A 16489-nucleotide genomic window follows, 5' to 3' on the forward strand; every position below is an offset into this window, starting at 1 on the left:
CCGTCTAGCCGAACCGTCTAGGAGCCACCGCACATGTCCGCACCCCTGCCCCTGCCCACCCTGAGCTACCAGGAGGGCAGGCTGCTGATGGACGAACGCGGCCGCGCCCTGGGCGTGCCGTCCGTCCGCACCATCTCCCAGGCCTACCGGGTCCGCGGCCGGCTCGACCTGCCGCTGCTCGACCGGGCCCTGGAACTGCTCTCGCAGCGGCACGAGGCACTGCGCACGCGCTTCGACGGGCCGCGCGCGCAGACCGTGCACGCCGACGTCGTCGTGCGCGGCGTGACCTTCGACGCGGCGGGCGACGAGGCGGCGGCCATCGAGCGGGTGCGGACCGAGGCGGAGGTGCCGCTGCCCGCGGAGCGGCCCGAGCGGCTGCGAGTCGCCGTGGTGCGCGTGGCCGACGACGACCACTTCGTCGTCCTCGTCTTCGACCACCTCGTGGTCGACGGCTGGGCCCGCGGCGTCCTGATGGAGGAACTCTCCACCCTCTACGCGGACCTCGCCGCCGGCCGGGCGCCCTCCCTGCCGGAGGTGGCGTACAGCTACCGGGACCACGTCCGCGACCAGCGCGACCTGCTGACCGGCCCGGACAGCGAGCGGATGCGGGAGTTCTGGCACGCGCGCCTCGCCGGCGTCGGCGCGATACCCCGCCTGGAGGTGCCCAAGCGTCCCGCCGGCGCCACCCCGGAGGGCGGCTACGAGACCCGGAACCTCCCGCCGGCCGTCGCCGCCGAGATCCGCGGGTTCGCCGCCCGGGAACGGGTCACCCTCTTCATGCTGGTCCTGTGCGGCCTGTTCGTGGTGCTGCGCGAGCACACCGGCAAGGACGACCAGGCCGTCGCCGTCAACGTCTACAACCGGGAGAGCGCCGGCCGCGAGAACCTCGTGGCCCCGCTGGCCGAACTCCTCGTCGTCCGTTCGGACCTGGCCGGCGCCGACACCTTCCGGGCCGCGCTGCGCCGCGTCCGCGGCGACAGCCTGGACGCGCAGGAGCACGGGGAGATCCCCTTCGCCGAACTGGTGAAGACCTTCAACCCGGACGAGTACGCCGACCCCGACGCCCCCATCGGCGTCGTCCTCAACATGCTCTACGCGCAACTCCACGGCGGTGGCATCGACTTCGCGCCCGCCACGACGACCGTCTTCCCGCTCTCCGACGAGGGCTTCCGCCCCCGCAGCGAACTGATGCTCGTCGGCGAGGCCGGCGTCGACACGCTGTCGCTGTCCGCGTACTACCAGGCCGACCGGCTGCCGGCGGAGTTCGTCGCCGGGCTGCTCGACCGGCTCGTCGTCCTGTTGGAGAAGGTCGTCGCCGACCCGCTGCTGCCGTTGGAGGTCCGCGGTGTCCGAGCGTCGTGACGAGACGCTGCTGAGGGCGGCGTTCATCGTCTCCACCGGCGGCGACTGGGTGTTCCGCTTCGCCCTGCCGGTCCTGGTGCTCCAGCTGACCGGCTCGGCCTTCCTCGCCGCGTTCACCTACGCGCTGGAGTTCGTGCCGTTCGTCCTCGTCGGCCTCTTCAGCGGAGTCGTCGCCGACCGCGTCGACCGACGCAACCTGATGATCCGCTGCGACGTGTGCTCGGCCGCCGTGGTCGGGGCGATCGGCCTGCTGTGCCTGCTGGATCGCCCGCCGGTGTCCGCCGTCTACGTGGCCGCCTTCGTGCTGGCCTGCATGCGGCCGCTGTACTTCCCCGCGTTCCAGGGGTTCCTGATGGAACGGGTGCCGGCCGAGCGCCGACCGGTGATGAACGCCTGGGTGCAGGGGTCGGAGAGCCTGCTCAACATGCTCGGTCCGATCGCCGGCATCAGCGTCGTCGCCTTCCTGGGGCCGGCCGCGGCCAGTGGCGTCAACGCGCTGTCGTTCGGGCTGTCCGCCGTGCTCATCCTGCTGACCACGGCCTCTCCCGTGACCAGGGCGACCACGGCCCTGCGCGAGGCGGTGCGGGGGATGGGCCCGGACCTGCTGACCGGCTTCCGACTGCTGTTCGCCGATCCGGTGCTGCGCTCGGGCACCATCCTGCTCACCCTCACGAACTTCGCGGTGCACGCCGTCGAGGCGAACCTCGTGTACGTGGTCACGGAGGCGACCGACCAGTCGAAGTTCGTGCTCGGCGTGGTCGTCGCGGCGCAGGGCGCCGGCGCGGTCGCGGGCGCTGCGGCCGTGCCGCGGCTGCTGAGGCGCTACCGGGAGGGGACGCTGCTGTCCGTCGGCATGGGCGCGCTGGCCTTGGCGCTGCTGACGCCGGCCGTCTCGGCCGACGTGTGGGTGCTGGCCCCGGCGTGGGCCCTGGCCGGGGCGGCGACCTCGTTGATCGTGGTGGGCTGGTTCACCTACCGGCAGACCGTCATCGACGCCGAGTACATGGGGCGGGTCGTCGCCGTGAACCGGGCCGTCTCCTTCACCGCGATCCTCCCGGCCTCGCTGCTGGGCGGTTGGATGGCGGCGGAGCTGGCCCCGGGCTGGCTGTTCGCCACCGCGGGGGCCGTGCAGGCGCTCGCCTGGATCGCGACGGCCGCGGGACTCGTGGGCAAGGCCGGCCGGCGCGACGGCGACGCCGGCCCGGGCGGGACCGGGTCGGCCGGGGAGCCCAAGGCGGCCGTCGGCTGACGGCGCCCGGCCGGGCGGCGCGCTCCCGCGCCCGACCCGCCGCCCGGATCCGACGGGTCTCACCGGTCCACGGGGAGGCCCGTCGGCTCCTTGATGCGCTTCATGATGATCTGCGAGTTGACCTCGGTGACGCCGGAGAGGGCCGTCAGCTGCTCGATCCACAGGCGTTCGTACGCGCGCAGGTCCGCGACGGCGATGCGCAGCAGGCAGCCGGGGCTGCCGAACAGGCGGTAGGCCTCGATGACGTCGGGGATGTCCTGGAGCGCGGCTTCGAAGGCCTCGACGGCGGCGCGGTCGCGGCGGACCTCGACGGACACCAGCACCTCGAAGCCGCGGCCCACCGCCTCGGGGTCGATGACGGCGCGGTAGCCCTGGATCACCCCGTCCTCCTCCAGCTGCCGGACCCGGCGCATGCAGGGGGAGGGGGTCAGCCCCACGCGCTGGGCGAGCTCCTGGTTGCTGAGCCGACCGTCCTTCTGTAGCTCGCGCAAGATTTCTCGATCGATCGCGTCCATGGCGCAATTATCACCCACCGAATGTAACGGGATGAGACGAAGAGGCAATCTCATTGCGCGTAGATCTCACTATCATTGCCGTGAATGGAATGTCTGTGCGAGATCTCGTGAGGGAAGGGTGGCCATGGGGCGCATCGTCGTCATCAGCACCGGCGGAACGATAGCCAGTCGCTGGATGGGATCGGGCTTCGCCGCGGAGGCCGACGGCCGTGAGGTGATGGCCACCGCCCCGCTGCCCGAGGGCGTCAGCATCGAGGTGGTGGACCTGTTCCGGGTGAACAGCCCCCGGCTCACCACCGCCCACCAGCTGACCCTGCTGCGCACCGTCCACGAGGTGCTCGCCGACCCCGACGTGGACGGCATCGTCGTCACGCACGGCACCGACACCCTGGAGGAGTCGGCCTTCCTCGTCGACCTCCACCACCACGACGCCCGCAGCGTCGTGTTCACCGGCTCGCAGCTGCCCATGGGCTCCGCCGACGGGGACGGGCCCGGCAACCTCTACGACGCCCTGCTGACCGCCGCCGGCACGCGCGGACTCGGCGTCCTGATCACGTTCGCCGGTCGGGTGCACGCCGCCCGCGGCACCGTCAAGACGCAGGCCGTGGCCCTGGACGCGTTCGCCGACCCCTCGAAGGAGCTCCTCGGGAAGATCGGCTTCGGCAAGGTCACCATGCTGCGCGAACCGCAGCGTCCGGCGCCGCTCGCGCTGCCCGCCATGCCGGAGCTGCCGCCCCGCGTCGACATGGTGATGCACCACGCCGACGCCGACCCGCTGCTGCTGAACGCCGCCGTCGAGGCGGGCGCCCGGGGCATCGTCCTGATCGGCACCGGGGCCGGCAACGCCACCCCCGAGATCGTGGACGCGGTCGCCGCCGCCGTCGCCCGGGGCGTGCTGGTCGCGCTGACCACCCGGGTCGCGGCCGGTCCCGTCACCGAGATCTACACGCACGGCGGCGCCGTCGACCTCGTCGCCGTCGGGGCCGTTCCGACCGGGACGCTGCGGGCCGGGCAGGCCCGGATCGCCGTGCTCTCCGCGCTGCTCGCCGGCTCCGACCCGGCGGAGCAGAACCGGATCCTGCGCCGCACCCTGGCCGCCGAGGACCAGGCCCTCACCTCCGCCTGAGCCGGACACCGAGCCGCCGCCGACCGCCCTGACCACCGGGCGCACACGGCCGAGCCGCCGCCGACCCCCGGAACAGCGGGGTCGGCGGCTCCCGGCCCGTTCGCCGGCCTTCGGGGCGGTCGGCCGTTCTCAGGCCCGGTTGCCGAAGGCGCCGAGGATGCGGTCCGCCGCCGAGGTGGCCGTCACCGTACCCGCCCTGACCTCGGCTTCGAGGGCCGGCGCGAGTTCCCGTACGGCCGGGTCCGCGCGGAGCCGCTCCAGCAGCGCGTCACGGACCATCGACCACGTCCACTCCACCTGCTGCGCCGCCCGCTTGGCCGCCAGCCGGCCACCGGCCTCCAGCAGCGTCCGGTGCTGTTCGAGGCGGTTCCACACCTCGTCCAGACCGATGGACTCCCGCGCGCTGCACGTCAGCACGGGCGGCGTCCACGCCGCGTCGGCCGGGTGCATCAGCCGCAGCGCGCCCGCCAGTTCGCGGGCGGCGGCCTTCGCGTCCCGTTCGTGGGGGCCGTCGGCCTTGTTCACGGCCAGGACGTCGGCCAGTTCCAGGACGCCCTTCTTGATGCCCTGGAGCTGATCGCCCGTCCGGGCCAGGGACAGCAGCAGGAAGGAGTCGACCATGCCGGCGACGGTGGTCTCCGACTGGCCGACGCCGACCGTCTCGACGAGGACCACGTCGTAGCCCGCCGCCTCCATCACGATCATCGACTCGCGGGTGGCCTTGGCGACCCCGCCCAGCGTGCCCGCCGAGGGGGAGGGCCGCACGAACGCCGCCGGGTCGACGGAGAGCCGCTCCATCCGGGTCTTGTCGCCGAGGATGGACCCGCCCGTCCGCGTCGAGGACGGGTCCACGGCGAGCACGGCCACGCGATGGCCCAACCCGGTGAGCATCGTGCCGAACGCGTCGATGAACGTGGACTTGCCGACCCCGGGCACCCCGCTGATGCCGATCCGCCGGGCGTGCCCGGCGTGCGGCAGCAGACGGGTCAACAGGCCCTGGGCCAGGGCGCGGTGGTCCGCCCGGGTGGACTCGACGAGGGTGATGGCGCGCGCGATGTGCGCGCGCTTCCCGTCGAGCACGCCCTTCACGTACACGTCGAGGTCGATCTTCGGGGGCATCCGCGCGGCCGCTTACAGCTCGTGGCCCAGTTCCGCGGCCAGCCGCGTCACCAGGTCGTGGGCCGCGTCCGGGATCACGGTGCCCGGCGGGAAGACCGCCGTCGCGCCCATCTCCAGCAGGGTCGGGACGTCCGCCGGCGGGATGACCCCGCCCACGACGATCATGATGTCCTCGCGCCCCTCCTCGGCGAGCTGCTGCCGCAGCGCCGGCACGAGGGTCAGGTGACCGGCCGCCAGCGACGACACGCCCACCACGTGGACGTCCGCCTCGACGGCCTGCCGGGCCACCTCCGCCGGGGTCTGGAACAGCGGGCCGACGTCCACGTCGAAGCCCAGGTCGGCGAAGGCCGTCGCGATGACCTTCTGGCCGCGGTCGTGACCGTCCTGGCCCATCTTGGCGACCAGGATGCGCGGACGCCGTCCCTCCGCCTCCTCGAACCGGTCGACGAGCGCACGGGTGCGCTCCACGGACGGGGACTCGCCTGCTTCCATGCGGTACACACCCGAGATCGTACGGATCTGGCTCGCGTGACGCCCGTACACCTTCTCCAGGGCGTCGGAGATCTCACCCACCGTGGCCATGGCCCGGGCCGCGTCCACGGCCAGCGCCAACAGGTTGCCCTCGCCGCTGCCGGCCGCGTTCGTGAGCGCCCGCAGGGTGTCCTGCGTGACGGCCTCGTCGCGTTCCTCGCGCAGCCGGCGCAGCTTGGCGATCTGCTGGGCGCGGACCGAGGAGTTGTCCACCTTGAGGACGTCGATCTCCTCGTCGGTGGCCACCCGGTACTTGTTCACGCCGATCACGGGCTGTCGGCCGGAGTCGATGCGGGCCTGCGTCCGGGCCGCGGCCTCCTCGACGCGCAGCTTCGGGATGCCCGCGTCGATGGCCTGCGCCATGCCGCCGGCCGCCTCGACCTCCTCGATGTGCTGCCACGCCCGTCGCGCGAGGTCGTAGGTGAGCTTCTCGACGTAGGCGCTGCCGCCCCACGGGTCGATGGAGCGGCAGGTCCCCGACTCCTGCTGGAGCAGCAGCTGGGTGTTGCGGGCGATGCGGGCCGAGAAGTCGGTCGGCAGGGCGAGGGCCTCGTCGAGGGCGTTGGTGTGCAGCGACTGGGTGTGCCCCTGGGTCGCCGCCATCGCCTCGATGCAGGTGCGCGTCACGTTGTTGAAGACGTCCTGCGCGGTCAACGACCAGCCGGAGGTCTGCGAATGGGTGCGCAGCGAGAGCGACTTGGCGTTCTTCGGGTCGAACTGCTTGACCAGGCGCGCCCACAGCAGGCGGGCCGCGCGGAGCTTCGCGACCTCCATGAAGAAGTTCATGCCGATCGCCCAGAAGAACGACAGGCGCGGCGCGAACGCGTCCACGTCCAGCCCGACCGCCTGACCCGCCCGCAGGTACTCCACGCCGTCGGCGAGGGTGTACGCCAGCTCCAGGTCGGCCGTGGCCCCGGCCTCCTGGATGTGGTAGCCGGAGATGGAGATCGAGTTGTAGCGGGGCATCTTCTGCGAGGTGAACGCGAAGATGTCCGAGATGATCCGCATCGAGGGCTTGGGCGGGTAGATGTAGGTGTTGCGGACCATGAACTCCTTGAGGATGTCGTTCTGGATGGTCCCGGCGAGCTTGTCGGGGGAGACGCCCTGCTCCTCCGCCGCCACGATGTAGAGGGCGAGGACCGGCAGCACCGCCCCGTTCATCGTCATCGACACCGACATCTTGTCCAGCGGGATCCCGTCGAACAGTTGGCGCATGTCGTAGATCGAGTCGATCGCCACGCCCGCCATGCCGACGTCACCCGTGACGCGCGGGTGGTCGCTGTCGTAGCCGCGGTGCGTGGGCAGGTCGAAGGCGACCGACAGGCCCTTCTGGCCCGAGGCCAGGTTGCGCCGGTAGAAGGCGTTCGACTCCTCGGCCGTGGAGAAGCCGGCGTACTGCCGGATCGTCCAGGGCTGGTTGACGTACATCGTCGGATAGGGCCCGCGCAGGTACGGGGCCACGCCCGGGTAGGTGCCGAGGAAGTCCAGGCCCTCCAGGTCCCGCCCGGTGTACAGCGGCTTCACGCCGATGCCCTCGGGGGTCTCCCACAACAGGTCGCCGGTGGCGTTCCCGGTGGACTCCTTCACCGCCGCGCGCCACTGGTCCTCGGTGATCCCGGTGGACGGGCCGTCGCCGAGCGCGAGTTCGGAGAAATCGGGGATGCTCATGACGAGACTCCCATCCGGTCGAGTACGGAGGACAGCACGGCGACCGCGTCACAGCCGGCGAAGACGTACTCGTCCACGGCCTGTTCGGCGCTGCCGGGCCTGCCCGCGAGGAACACGGTCGTCGCGCCCGCCGAGCGCAGCGCGTCGGCCACCGCCACCGCCTGCTCCTCGTACAGCGCGTCGCTGGAGCAGAGCACCGCCATCCCGTCGGCGCCGCTCGCGGCGTAGGCCGCGGCGGCCGTGTCCGGGTCCACCGAAACCGGTTCGTGGACGGGTTCGATGCCGCCCGCCTGGAACAGGTTCGAGGCGAAGGTGGCCCGCCCCGTGTGCGCGGCGGCCGGGCCGAGCGCGGCGAGGAAGATCCGCGGCCGGGCGCCGGTCGCGGCGAGGTGGGCGTCGCTGCGGGCGCGCAGCGCCTCGTACGCCTCGTCCCGGCGGACCCGCGGCAGGCCGCCCGCCGGCGCCGCCGGCAGGGGCTCGCGCACGACCGGCTTCTCCGACAGGGACGGGAACTCGCTGACGCCGGTGATCGGTTCGCGGCGCGTCGCCAGCTTCTTCGAGCGGGCCGCCCACGTCCCGGCGAGCCGCTCGGCGACCAGGCCCGAGCGCAACGCGGCCTCCTGGCCGCCAGCCTTCTCGACGGTGCGGAAGAACTGCCAGGCGGCGTGCGCCAGTTCGTCGGTCAGCGTCTCGACGTAGTACGAGCCGCCGGCCGGGTCGATGACCCGCGCCAGGTGCGACTCCTCCACCAGCACGGTGGAGGTGTTGCGGGCGATCCGTCGCGCGAAGGCGTCCGGCAGGCCCAACTCGCTGTCGAAGGGGAGCACGGTGACGGAGTCCGCGCCGCCCACTCCGGCGGCCATGCAGGCCACCGTGGTGCGCAGCATGTTCACCCACGGATCGCGACGGGTCATCATCACGGGCGAGGTCACGGCGTGCTGGCGCTGCGCCCCCGACTCGGGGCTGTCGCAGGCCTCGGCGACACGGGCCCACAACCGGCGGGCGGCGCGCAGCTTGGCGATCGTCAGGAACTGGTCGGCGGTGGCGGCGTAGCGAAACTCGATCTGGCCGAACGCGGCGTCGGCGCCGAGGCCGGCTTCGGTGAGGGCCCGCAGGTAGGCGACCCCGGTGGACAACGACAGGCCGAGTTCCTCGGCGGCGCTGCCGCCCGCCTCGTGGAAGGGCAGGGCGTCGACGGTCAGGGCGCGGACGCCGGGCCAGGCGGCGGCCGTCTCCCGGGCCAGGGCGGCGGCCGCCGGCAGGTCCAGGGCCTCACCGGTGCGGGCCTCGTGGCCCAGCGGGTCGATGCCGAGCGAGGCGCGGGCGTCCTGCGGGGCGACGCCGCGCTCCGCGTACAGGGAGAGCAACGCGCGGGTGGCCGCCGGGTACGCGGCGCCCGCGTCCAGGGCGATGGGGGCGAGGTCGAGGTAGACCCCGTCCAGGGCCCGGCCCAGGTCCTCGGCGGGCAGTCCGCCCGGCCCGACGGTCAGCCACAGGGAGGTGGTGCCGTTCTCCAGGTCCGCGAGGGCCGCCTCGTTCACCCGTACGGGGTCGCTGCCGGCGATCCGCTGGCGCACGTCCCAGCCGGAGGCAGTGGTGCCCTCCGGGGTGCCGCCGCGGACGAAGGGCGCGAACCCCGGGAAGCCGGTGCCGTCACCGTCCCCGTCGTCGGGGGGCGCCGTGTACAGCGGGCGGGTGATGAGCCCGTCCTCTAGCTTCGTGGAAAGGGCTGCTTCCGCCGCCTCGCCGGATACTTCCTTGCCCGACTTGTGCAGTACGCCTTCAACCAGGCGCTGCCACTGCTCATGTGTCGCGTCAGGAAACTCGGCGGCCAGGGAGAGCCCGTCGTCAGGCTGGACCGTCATGGCTCGAATGCTAGGGGGGCCGCTCAGGCGAGACCATAACCGCCGGATGTGATCTCGCACTCCCAGGTCAGATAGGGGTCGGAGTGGCGCGGAACCCCCCCGGACGGGGCCCGCGGGGGTTGCGGCCGCGCTCGGGCCGGCGCTCAGCCGGCGGTGGGGCGGCCCGGGTCGCGGAACAGCGGGTCCAGCAGGACGGTCGCCGCGGCCTGCGGCAGGACGGCCGGCCCGGCGTGCGGGGAGATGATCCGTCCGGGCTCGTCGCACACGTGGGACCGCTCGACGGCGGCGGCGCGGATCTCGTCCAGGTAGCCCTCGTGCAGGACGCTGGACAGTTCGGTGACGACCATGACGGCCGGATTGAACACGTCGAGGAGCAGCGCCGCCGCCCGACCCACGGCCCGGGCGCGCTCGCGCAGCAGCCGGTCGGCGCGCGGGTCGCCGGTGGCGGCGGCGTCCACGAGGAGCGACACGGACGGATCGGGGACGATCCCGCGTCGGACGGCTTCGGCGCCCAGCGCGGTGTCGGACGCGGTCGCCTGGAGGCAGCCCGTACGGCCGCACCCGCAGGCCGCCCGCGACCCGGGCACCGGCAGGTGGGCCACGTCGCCCGCGGCGGAACCGGGGCCCCGGTGGACGGTGCCCTCGATCCCGAACGCCGCGTCGACCACGTTCCCGACGAAGAGGTGGACCAGGCTCCGACGGGCCGCGGGCGGGCCGTAGAGCATCTCGGCGCCGGCGACGGCCCGGGCGTGGTTGTCCACCCGCACCGGCAGGCCCAGCGCCCGGGACAGGTCGGCGGCCAGCGGCATCCCCCGCCACCCGAGCGCCGGATGCCGTACGACGGTCCCCGTGTCGGGGCGGACCCAGCCCCCGAGGGCGACTCCGACCCCGAGCAGGGGCCGGCCGGTGTCGAACCGGGCCAGGAATCCGGCGAGTTCGTGGGCGATGCGGGCCGGGAGCCGCGGATCGGTGGGGTCCTGGTAGGGGAACGCGCGCCGGGCGAGGACCTCCCCGCGCAGGTCGACGAGGCTGAAGGTGGAGGACGGCACCCCTATGTGCAGCCCCGCCGCCACCGGCCCGCCGACGGCCCCGGTGTGCAGGTCCAGCGGGATCCGCGGTCGCCCCGAGGCGATCGGGCCGGTCGGTTCGGGCAACTCGCGCAGCAGGCCGCCGCGCAGCAACCCGGTGGTCTGCCGGGACACGGCGGCGGGGCTCAGCCCGCACAGCTCGGAGATCCCGCTGCGCGCCACGGGCCCGTGCTCCAGCACCGTGCGCAGCACCGTGGCGGCGTTGGCGGCCCCGCGCCGGTCGCCGGTGCGGTCGCCGGTCCTGTCGGTCACGGGGCCTCCTCGGGGCGCGGCGGTCGGATTCCCCCCGATCATGCCGGACCGGGCACCGGGTACCGGGCGGTCCGTGGCGGCCGCATTGCGGGACCGTGAAATCAGGCCACCGTTTCCGGCCGTCGGGGGTGCCGCAGAAGTCTTATGAGGTCGCTGAACGTACTGGTCAGAGCCGGTTTCGGGGGACCGGCGGCGGCCGGTTTCACCGACCCCGGCCGGGGGTTGACCGGCGGCGGGGCCGCTGACAGGCTCCGGGACATGTCCGCGAACGAACGCCTCGCCCCGCGGCTCCGCACCTCCGGCCTCTGTACCGCGCCGGGTGGGTGTCCGGGCCGCTGTCCGGCCCACCGCCGCGCCTGAGCCTCCCGCCCGGGCCCATCGTGGGCCGGGTCCGGATCCGCCCCGCCCGGGTTCGACCCGGTGCGTACGGGTCGGACCCCGCTGGGAGTCGCCTCCGTGGGGTCGCCTCCGACGGGGTCGACTCCGACCGGGTCCGACTCCGCCCCGATCCGGTCCGGCTCCGGTGCCGCCGGGTCCCGGCCGTCGGGTCCGGTCCGGCGGGCCCCGGTCCTTCGGATGCCGTTCGGTCCGATTCCGGCCGTCCCGTCGGGTTGCGGCCGGGCCGGGTGACCCCGACCGGGCGTCATCCGGGCGGCCCGCCGGTTCCGGGAGGCCCGCCGACCCCGCCCACCGCGCACGGGCCCGTCCGCCCCGAGCGGCGGGAACTCCCGTCCGGGCCCCGGTGCGATCGACCCCGCGCAGCGCCGCGCGGGGCGCCGACCCGCCGGGGGAGCACCCACCGCCATCGTCGGATCCTGCCGCGCCCCGCTCCGTCGGCCCACCGTCCCGTCGTCCTCCCCACCCCGAGACCGCCGCGTTCCGCGGCGCCCCGTGCTTCCCGTAACGCCATTTCTTCCGCTGCGGAAATAATCTCCGCACGTCTGTGACCAGGGAGTTCCCATGACCACTGCGCTCCGTACCACCGTGACGAAGATCGGCGGCCGGATCGGTGCCGAGATCGGCGGCGTCCGGCTCGGCGGCGACCTCGACGCCGGGACCGTGGCCGAAATCCGCTCAGCGCTCCTCGCCCACAAGGTCGTCTTCTTCCGCGGCCAGGACCACCTCGACGAGGCCGGCCACGAGGCGTTCGCCCAGCTGCTCGGCGCCCCCGTCGCGCACCCCACGGTCCCCTCCGCCGACGGCCGCTACGCGCTCGGCATCGACTCCCACCACGGCGCCCGCGCCAACCAGTGGCACACCGACGTCACCTTCGTCCCCGCTTACCCGGCCTTCTCCATCCTGCGCGCCGTCACCATCCCGCCCTACGGCGGCAACACCCTGTGGGCCAACACCGCCACCGCCTACTCCCACCTCCCCGAACCGCTGCGCGTCCTCGCGGACGGCCTGCGCGCCGTCCACTCCAACGCCTACGACTACGCCGCGCTCAGGCCGGACGCCCTGCCCGAGGCGCTGGCCCAGTACCGCGAGGTCTTCACCTCCACCGAGTTCCTCACCGAACACCCGGTGGTCCGCGTCCACCCCGAGACCGGCGAACGCACCCTGCTCCTCGGCAACTTCGTCCAGCGCATCCAGGGCCTGACCGGCCGTGACTCCCGCGTCCTGCAGGACCTCTTCCAGGCCCACATCGAAAGCCCCGAGAACACCGTCCGCTGGCAGTGGCAGGACGGCGACGTCGCGATCTGGGACAACCGCGCCACCCAGCACTACGGCGTCGACGACTCCGACGACCACGAGCGCACCCTGCGCCGCGTCACCGTCGACGGCGACGTCCCCGTCGGCCCCGACAGGGCGCCCTCCCGCCTGATCAGCCCGGAAGCCGTGCCGGACCCGGCCTTCGGCATCGCGTCCGGCGCCTCGAACGGAGCCGCCGACGCCCCGAACGGCGTCCCGGCCGGCGCCTCCGCCTGATCCACGGCCGTCGAAGCCGAAGCCCCGTACGCCGCCCCGCCAAGGAGCCCCCGTGCCCAGACTGCTCGCCCTCACCGGCAGCCCCTCCGTCCACTCCCGCACCGCGGTCGTCGCCGACCACGTGCTGCGCCGCCTCTCCCACGCCGGGTTCGAGACCGCGCACCTCGCGGTGCGTGACCTCCCGGCCGCCGACCTGCTGGCCGCCCGTCGCGGCGAACCGGACGTACGCCGCGCCCTCGAAGCCGTCGCCGCGGCCGACGGCCTGGTCATCGCCACCCCGGTCTACAAGGCCTCGTACACCGGCCTGCTCAAGGCCTTCCTCGACCTGCTCCCGCAGGACGGTCTGGCCGGCAAGACCGTGCTGCCCCTCGCCACCGGCGGCAGCCTCGCCCACGTCCTGACCATCGACTACGCGCTGCGCCCGGTCCTCGCCGCCCTCGGCGCCCGGCACGTCACCGCGGGCCGGTTCGTCCTGGACTCCTCCGTCGAGCGCGGCAACGGCCCCGACCGGCTGCTGCCCGAGGCGGAACTCGACCTCTTCCAGGCCGTCGACGAGTTCGCCGACGCCCTGCGCGGCGTCGGGGCCGCGGTCCTGACCGCCGCCCCGTAACCCCGTTTCCCGTACCCCCGTACGTACCGACAAGGACCAGCCATGCCCGCAGCCTTCACCTCGAAGACCACCTCCCGGCGCCAGTTCCTCACCCTGCTCGGCATCTCGGCGGCCGCGGTGAGCTGCGGCACGGCCACCGCCAACGGCGGGTCCGGATCCGGCAAGCAGATCACCGCCCTGAAGTACCAGGGCGCGGTCGGGGCGGTCACCCTGCCCGAACTCGCCGCGGACCTCGGGTTCCTGAGCGGCCTCACCCTGGACTGGGTGGGCAACACCATCAGCGGCCCGCAGGACATCCAGTCCGCCGCGACCGGCCAGACCCACTTCGGCGGGGCCTTCAACGGGGCGGTCGTCAAGCTCGCCGCGGGGAAGGCCCCCGTCAAGGCCGTCATCTCGTACTACGGCTCCGACAAGGAGACCAACCTGGGCTACTACGTCCTGGAGGACAGCCCGATCCGCTCCGCCCGCGACCTCATCGGCAAGAAGGTCGGCATGAACACCCTGGGCGCCCACGCCCAGGCCCTCCTGGACATCTACCTGGGCCGCGGCGGCCTCTCCCGGGCCGACTCCGACAAGGTCGAGGCGCTGGTCGTCCCGCCCGTCAACACCGAACAGGCCCTGCGGCAGAAGCAGATCGAGGTCGGCGTGCTCAGCGGCGTCCTGCGCGACAAGGCCCTCGCGGCCGGTGGCATCCGCCCGCTGTTCAGCGACTTCGACCTGCTGGGCGCCTTCAGCGGCGGCACGTACGTGATGACCCAGCGCTTCATCAAGGAGAACCCGGACACCGTACGCACCTTCGTGACGGGGGTCGGCAAGGCCATCGAGTGGTCCCGCACCACCCCCCGCGAGCAGGTCATCGCCCGGATGACCGAGATCGTCAAGAAGCGGGGCCGCAACGAGGACACCTCGACGCTCCAGTACTGGCGCTCCTACGGCGTCGCCGCGCCCGCCGGCCGGATCGAGGAGAAGGAGTTCCAGCTCTGGATCGACTGGCTCGGCGACCGGGGCGAGGTCAAGAAGGGTCAGCTGAAAGCGGCGGACCTGTTCACCAACGAGTTCAACGGCAACGGAAAGGGCTGAGGACCCCACCATGGCGAAGATCGTCTTCGAGTCGGTCACCAAGACCTTCCCGACGAAGGACAAGAAGGCCAAGGAGGAGTTCACCGCCCTCGACGGCATCGACCTGGAGATCGAGGCGGGCGAGTTCGTGGTCGTCGTGGGCCCCAGCGGCTGCGGCAAGTCCACCCTCCTCGACCTCCTCGGCGGCCTGACCCGGCCGACCTCCGGACGCATCCTGCTGGACGGCAAGCCCGTCACCGGGCCGGGCCTGGACCGGGGCATCGTCTTCCAGCAGTACGCGCTGCTGCCGTGGCGCACGGCACTGGGCAACGTCGAGTTCGGCCTGGAGGCCACCGGCGTCCCGCGCCGCCAACGGGCGGCGAAGGCACGGGAGTTCCTGGACCTGGTCGGCCTCACCGGCTTCGAGGACCGGCACCCGCACGAACTGTCGGGCGGCATGCGCCAGCGCGTCGCCATCGCCCGCTCGCTGGCCTACGACCCGGACGTCCTCCTGATGGACGAACCGTTCGCCGCGCTCGACGCGCAGACCCGCGAGTCCCTCCAGGACGAACTGCGCCGGATCTGGCAGAGCACCGGCAAGACGGTCGTCTTCATCACCCACGGCATCGAGGAGGCCGTGTACCTCGGGCAGAGGGTCGCCGTCATCACCTCGCGCCCCGGACGGATCAAGGAGGTCGTCCCGGTCTCCTTCAAGGACCGCGCCACCGCCGCCACCGGCGAGGACCTGCGCTCCAGCCCCGAGTTCGCCCGCTACCGCCACGAGATCTGGACCCTGCTCCACGACGAGGTGGCCCGCGCCCAGCAACTGGAGAAGGAAGAGGCCACGGTATGACCACCGGAACCGAAGCCGCGGCCCCCGCCGCCGCGCAGAGCGCCGCGCCGAACGCGTCGGCCGTCGCGCCGCCGCCCGTACTGGCCGCGCAGGCGCCCGTACCTGTGGCCGAGGCGCCCGCGTCGCCCGTACCAACCGCTCAGGCGCCCGTGTCGGCCGCGACCGGTGCGGACGCGACCTCCGAGGAGGTCGCGGTCCCCGACGCGGCTCCCGTCAAGGCCGCGGCGCCCGCCCGTAAGGCGTCCGTACCGGGCACCGTGCTCCGGTGGCTGCGGGCCGCGCTGCTGCGGTCGGCGGCCGTCATCGGACTCCTGGCCGTGTGGGAAACGGCGCCGCGGCTCGGGCTGGTCGACGCGACCTTCCTGCCGCCGGTATCCGAAGTGGCCTTGGCCTGGTGGGAGTTGCTCGGCGACGGGCAGCTCGGGGAGCACGCCCGGGCCAGCCTCACCCGATCGTTCGGCGGGTTCGCCATCGCCGTGGTCGTCGCGGTCCCGCTCGGGCTGCTGATCGGCTGGTACCGGCCCGTCGCGGCGTTCCTCGGTCCGCTGTTGGAGCTGTTCCGCAACACGGCGGCGCTCGCGCTGCTGCCGGTCTTCGTCCTGCTGCTCGGCATCGGTGAGACCTCGAAGGTGTCGATCGTCGTCTACGCCTGCGTGTGGCCGATCCTGCTGAACACCATCAGCGCCGTCGGCAACGCCGATCCCACGCTGGTGCGGCTGGCCCGCTCGATGGACCTGTCCACCCCGAGGCTGTTCCAGAAGGTGATCCTGCCGTCCTCGGTCCCGGCCATCTTCACCGGCATCCGGCTGGCGGGCGCCGTCTCGATCCTGGTCCTGGTCGCCGCCGAGATGATCGGGGCCAAGGCGGGCCTCGGCTACCTGATCAACGCCTCGCAGTACAACTTCGCCATCCCGCAGATGTACGCGGGGATCATCACGATCTCCGCCATCGGCGTGGCCTTCAACCAGGTCCTGGTCACGATCGAACGCCGCCTCAGCGTCTGGCGCGTCCCGGCCTGACCCCCCGCTCCAGGTCCGGGGCCGGCCCCCCGCACCCCGGGGTCCGGCCCCGGCCCTGGCCCCTCCACCCGAAGCCCGCACCGCACCCGGAGCCCGCACCGCAGCGGGACCCCGCACCGCACCCGGAGCCCGCACCGCATCGGGAGCCCCGCACCGCATCGGGAGCCCCGCACCGCACCCGGAGCCCGCACCGCACCCGGAGCCCGCACCGCATCGGGACCCCGCACCGCACCCGGAGCCCGCG

Annotated in this window: 13 protein-coding genes; 8 read left to right on the forward strand and 5 right to left on the reverse strand. The window is 73.3% G+C overall.

The annotated features are described in order from the left end of the window. Positions 1–33 precede the first annotated feature (33 nt). A complete protein-coding gene (locus AB0D46_RS16615; RefSeq protein WP_362878034.1) occupies positions 34–1362 on the forward strand; it encodes a condensation domain-containing protein in 1329 nt (442 codons plus the stop codon). Beyond that, positions 1346–2611: an MFS transporter gene (locus AB0D46_RS16620; RefSeq protein ID WP_362878035.1), complete on the forward strand. Its 1266-nt coding sequence runs from the start codon at positions 1346–1348 to the stop codon at positions 2609–2611. Before AB0D46_RS16615 ends, AB0D46_RS16620 begins: the two co-directional genes overlap by 17 nt. Positions 2612–2670: 59 nt before the next feature. Here the strand turns inward: AB0D46_RS16620 and AB0D46_RS16625 are convergent, their stop codons facing one another. After that, on the reverse strand, positions 2671–3126 hold the full coding sequence (locus AB0D46_RS16625) for an Lrp/AsnC family transcriptional regulator (protein WP_281206988.1): 456 nt from the start codon (positions 3124–3126) through the stop codon (positions 2671–2673). Positions 3127–3250: 124 nt separating this feature from the next. Here AB0D46_RS16625 and AB0D46_RS16630 point away from each other — a divergent pair, with 124 nt between their 5' ends. Then, positions 3251–4252, forward strand: coding sequence for an asparaginase (locus AB0D46_RS16630; protein ID WP_362878036.1), 1002 nt, complete (start codon positions 3251–3253; stop codon positions 4250–4252). A 129-nt stretch (positions 4253–4381) separates the two neighbouring features. Here AB0D46_RS16630 and meaB read toward each other — a convergent pair whose 3' ends face one another. From meaB to AB0D46_RS16650, 4 genes are all read right to left on the reverse strand, one after another. Then, positions 4382–5371: a methylmalonyl Co-A mutase-associated GTPase MeaB gene (meaB, locus tag AB0D46_RS16635; RefSeq protein ID WP_362878037.1), complete on the reverse strand. Its 990-nt coding sequence runs from the start codon at positions 5369–5371 to the stop codon at positions 4382–4384. A 12-nt stretch (positions 5372–5383) separates the two neighbouring features. After that, a complete protein-coding gene (scpA, locus tag AB0D46_RS16640; protein ID WP_362878038.1) occupies positions 5384–7570 on the reverse strand; it encodes a methylmalonyl-CoA mutase in 2187 nt (728 codons plus the stop codon). Then, positions 7567–9435 (reverse strand): methylmalonyl-CoA mutase family protein, encoded by a 1869-nt coding sequence (locus tag AB0D46_RS16645; RefSeq protein ID WP_362878039.1) that lies wholly within the window; start codon positions 9433–9435, stop codon positions 7567–7569. Before AB0D46_RS16645 ends, scpA begins: the two co-directional genes overlap by 4 nt. Positions 9436–9578: 143 nt before the next feature. Continuing rightward, entirely contained in the window at positions 9579–10775 is a 1197-nt protein-coding gene (locus AB0D46_RS16650) for an ROK family protein (protein ID WP_362878040.1), read from the reverse strand. A gap of 960 nt (positions 10776–11735) precedes the next feature. Here AB0D46_RS16650 and AB0D46_RS16655 point away from each other — a divergent pair. From AB0D46_RS16655 to AB0D46_RS16675, 5 genes are read left to right on the forward strand one after another with little or no spacing between them, the layout of a single operon-like run. Next, positions 11736–12704 carry a TauD/TfdA family dioxygenase gene (locus tag AB0D46_RS16655; protein WP_362878041.1) on the forward strand — a complete coding sequence of 323 codons (969 nt, stop codon included), beginning with the start codon at positions 11736–11738 and terminating at the stop codon, positions 12702–12704. A 52-nt stretch (positions 12705–12756) separates the two neighbouring features. Further along, positions 12757–13314 (forward strand): NADPH-dependent FMN reductase, encoded by a 558-nt coding sequence (ssuE, locus tag AB0D46_RS16660; protein ID WP_362878042.1) that lies wholly within the window; start codon positions 12757–12759, stop codon positions 13312–13314. 42 nt (positions 13315–13356) lie between these two features. Then, positions 13357–14394: an ABC transporter substrate-binding protein gene (locus tag AB0D46_RS16665; protein WP_362878043.1), complete on the forward strand. Its 1038-nt coding sequence runs from the start codon at positions 13357–13359 to the stop codon at positions 14392–14394. A 10-nt stretch (positions 14395–14404) separates the two neighbouring features. Then, positions 14405–15226, forward strand: coding sequence for an ABC transporter ATP-binding protein (locus tag AB0D46_RS16670; RefSeq protein ID WP_362878044.1), 822 nt, complete (start codon positions 14405–14407; stop codon positions 15224–15226). Beyond that, positions 15223–16245, forward strand: a complete 1023-nt coding sequence (locus AB0D46_RS16675; RefSeq protein WP_362878045.1) for an ABC transporter permease subunit — start codon at positions 15223–15225, stop codon at positions 16243–16245. Before AB0D46_RS16670 ends, AB0D46_RS16675 begins: the two co-directional genes overlap by 4 nt. The last annotated feature ends 244 nt before the right edge of the window (positions 16246–16489 follow it).

This window comes from Streptomyces sp. NPDC048383 (genome assembly GCF_040651775.1).
Lineage (GTDB): Bacteria > Actinomycetota > Actinomycetes > Streptomycetales > Streptomycetaceae > Streptomyces.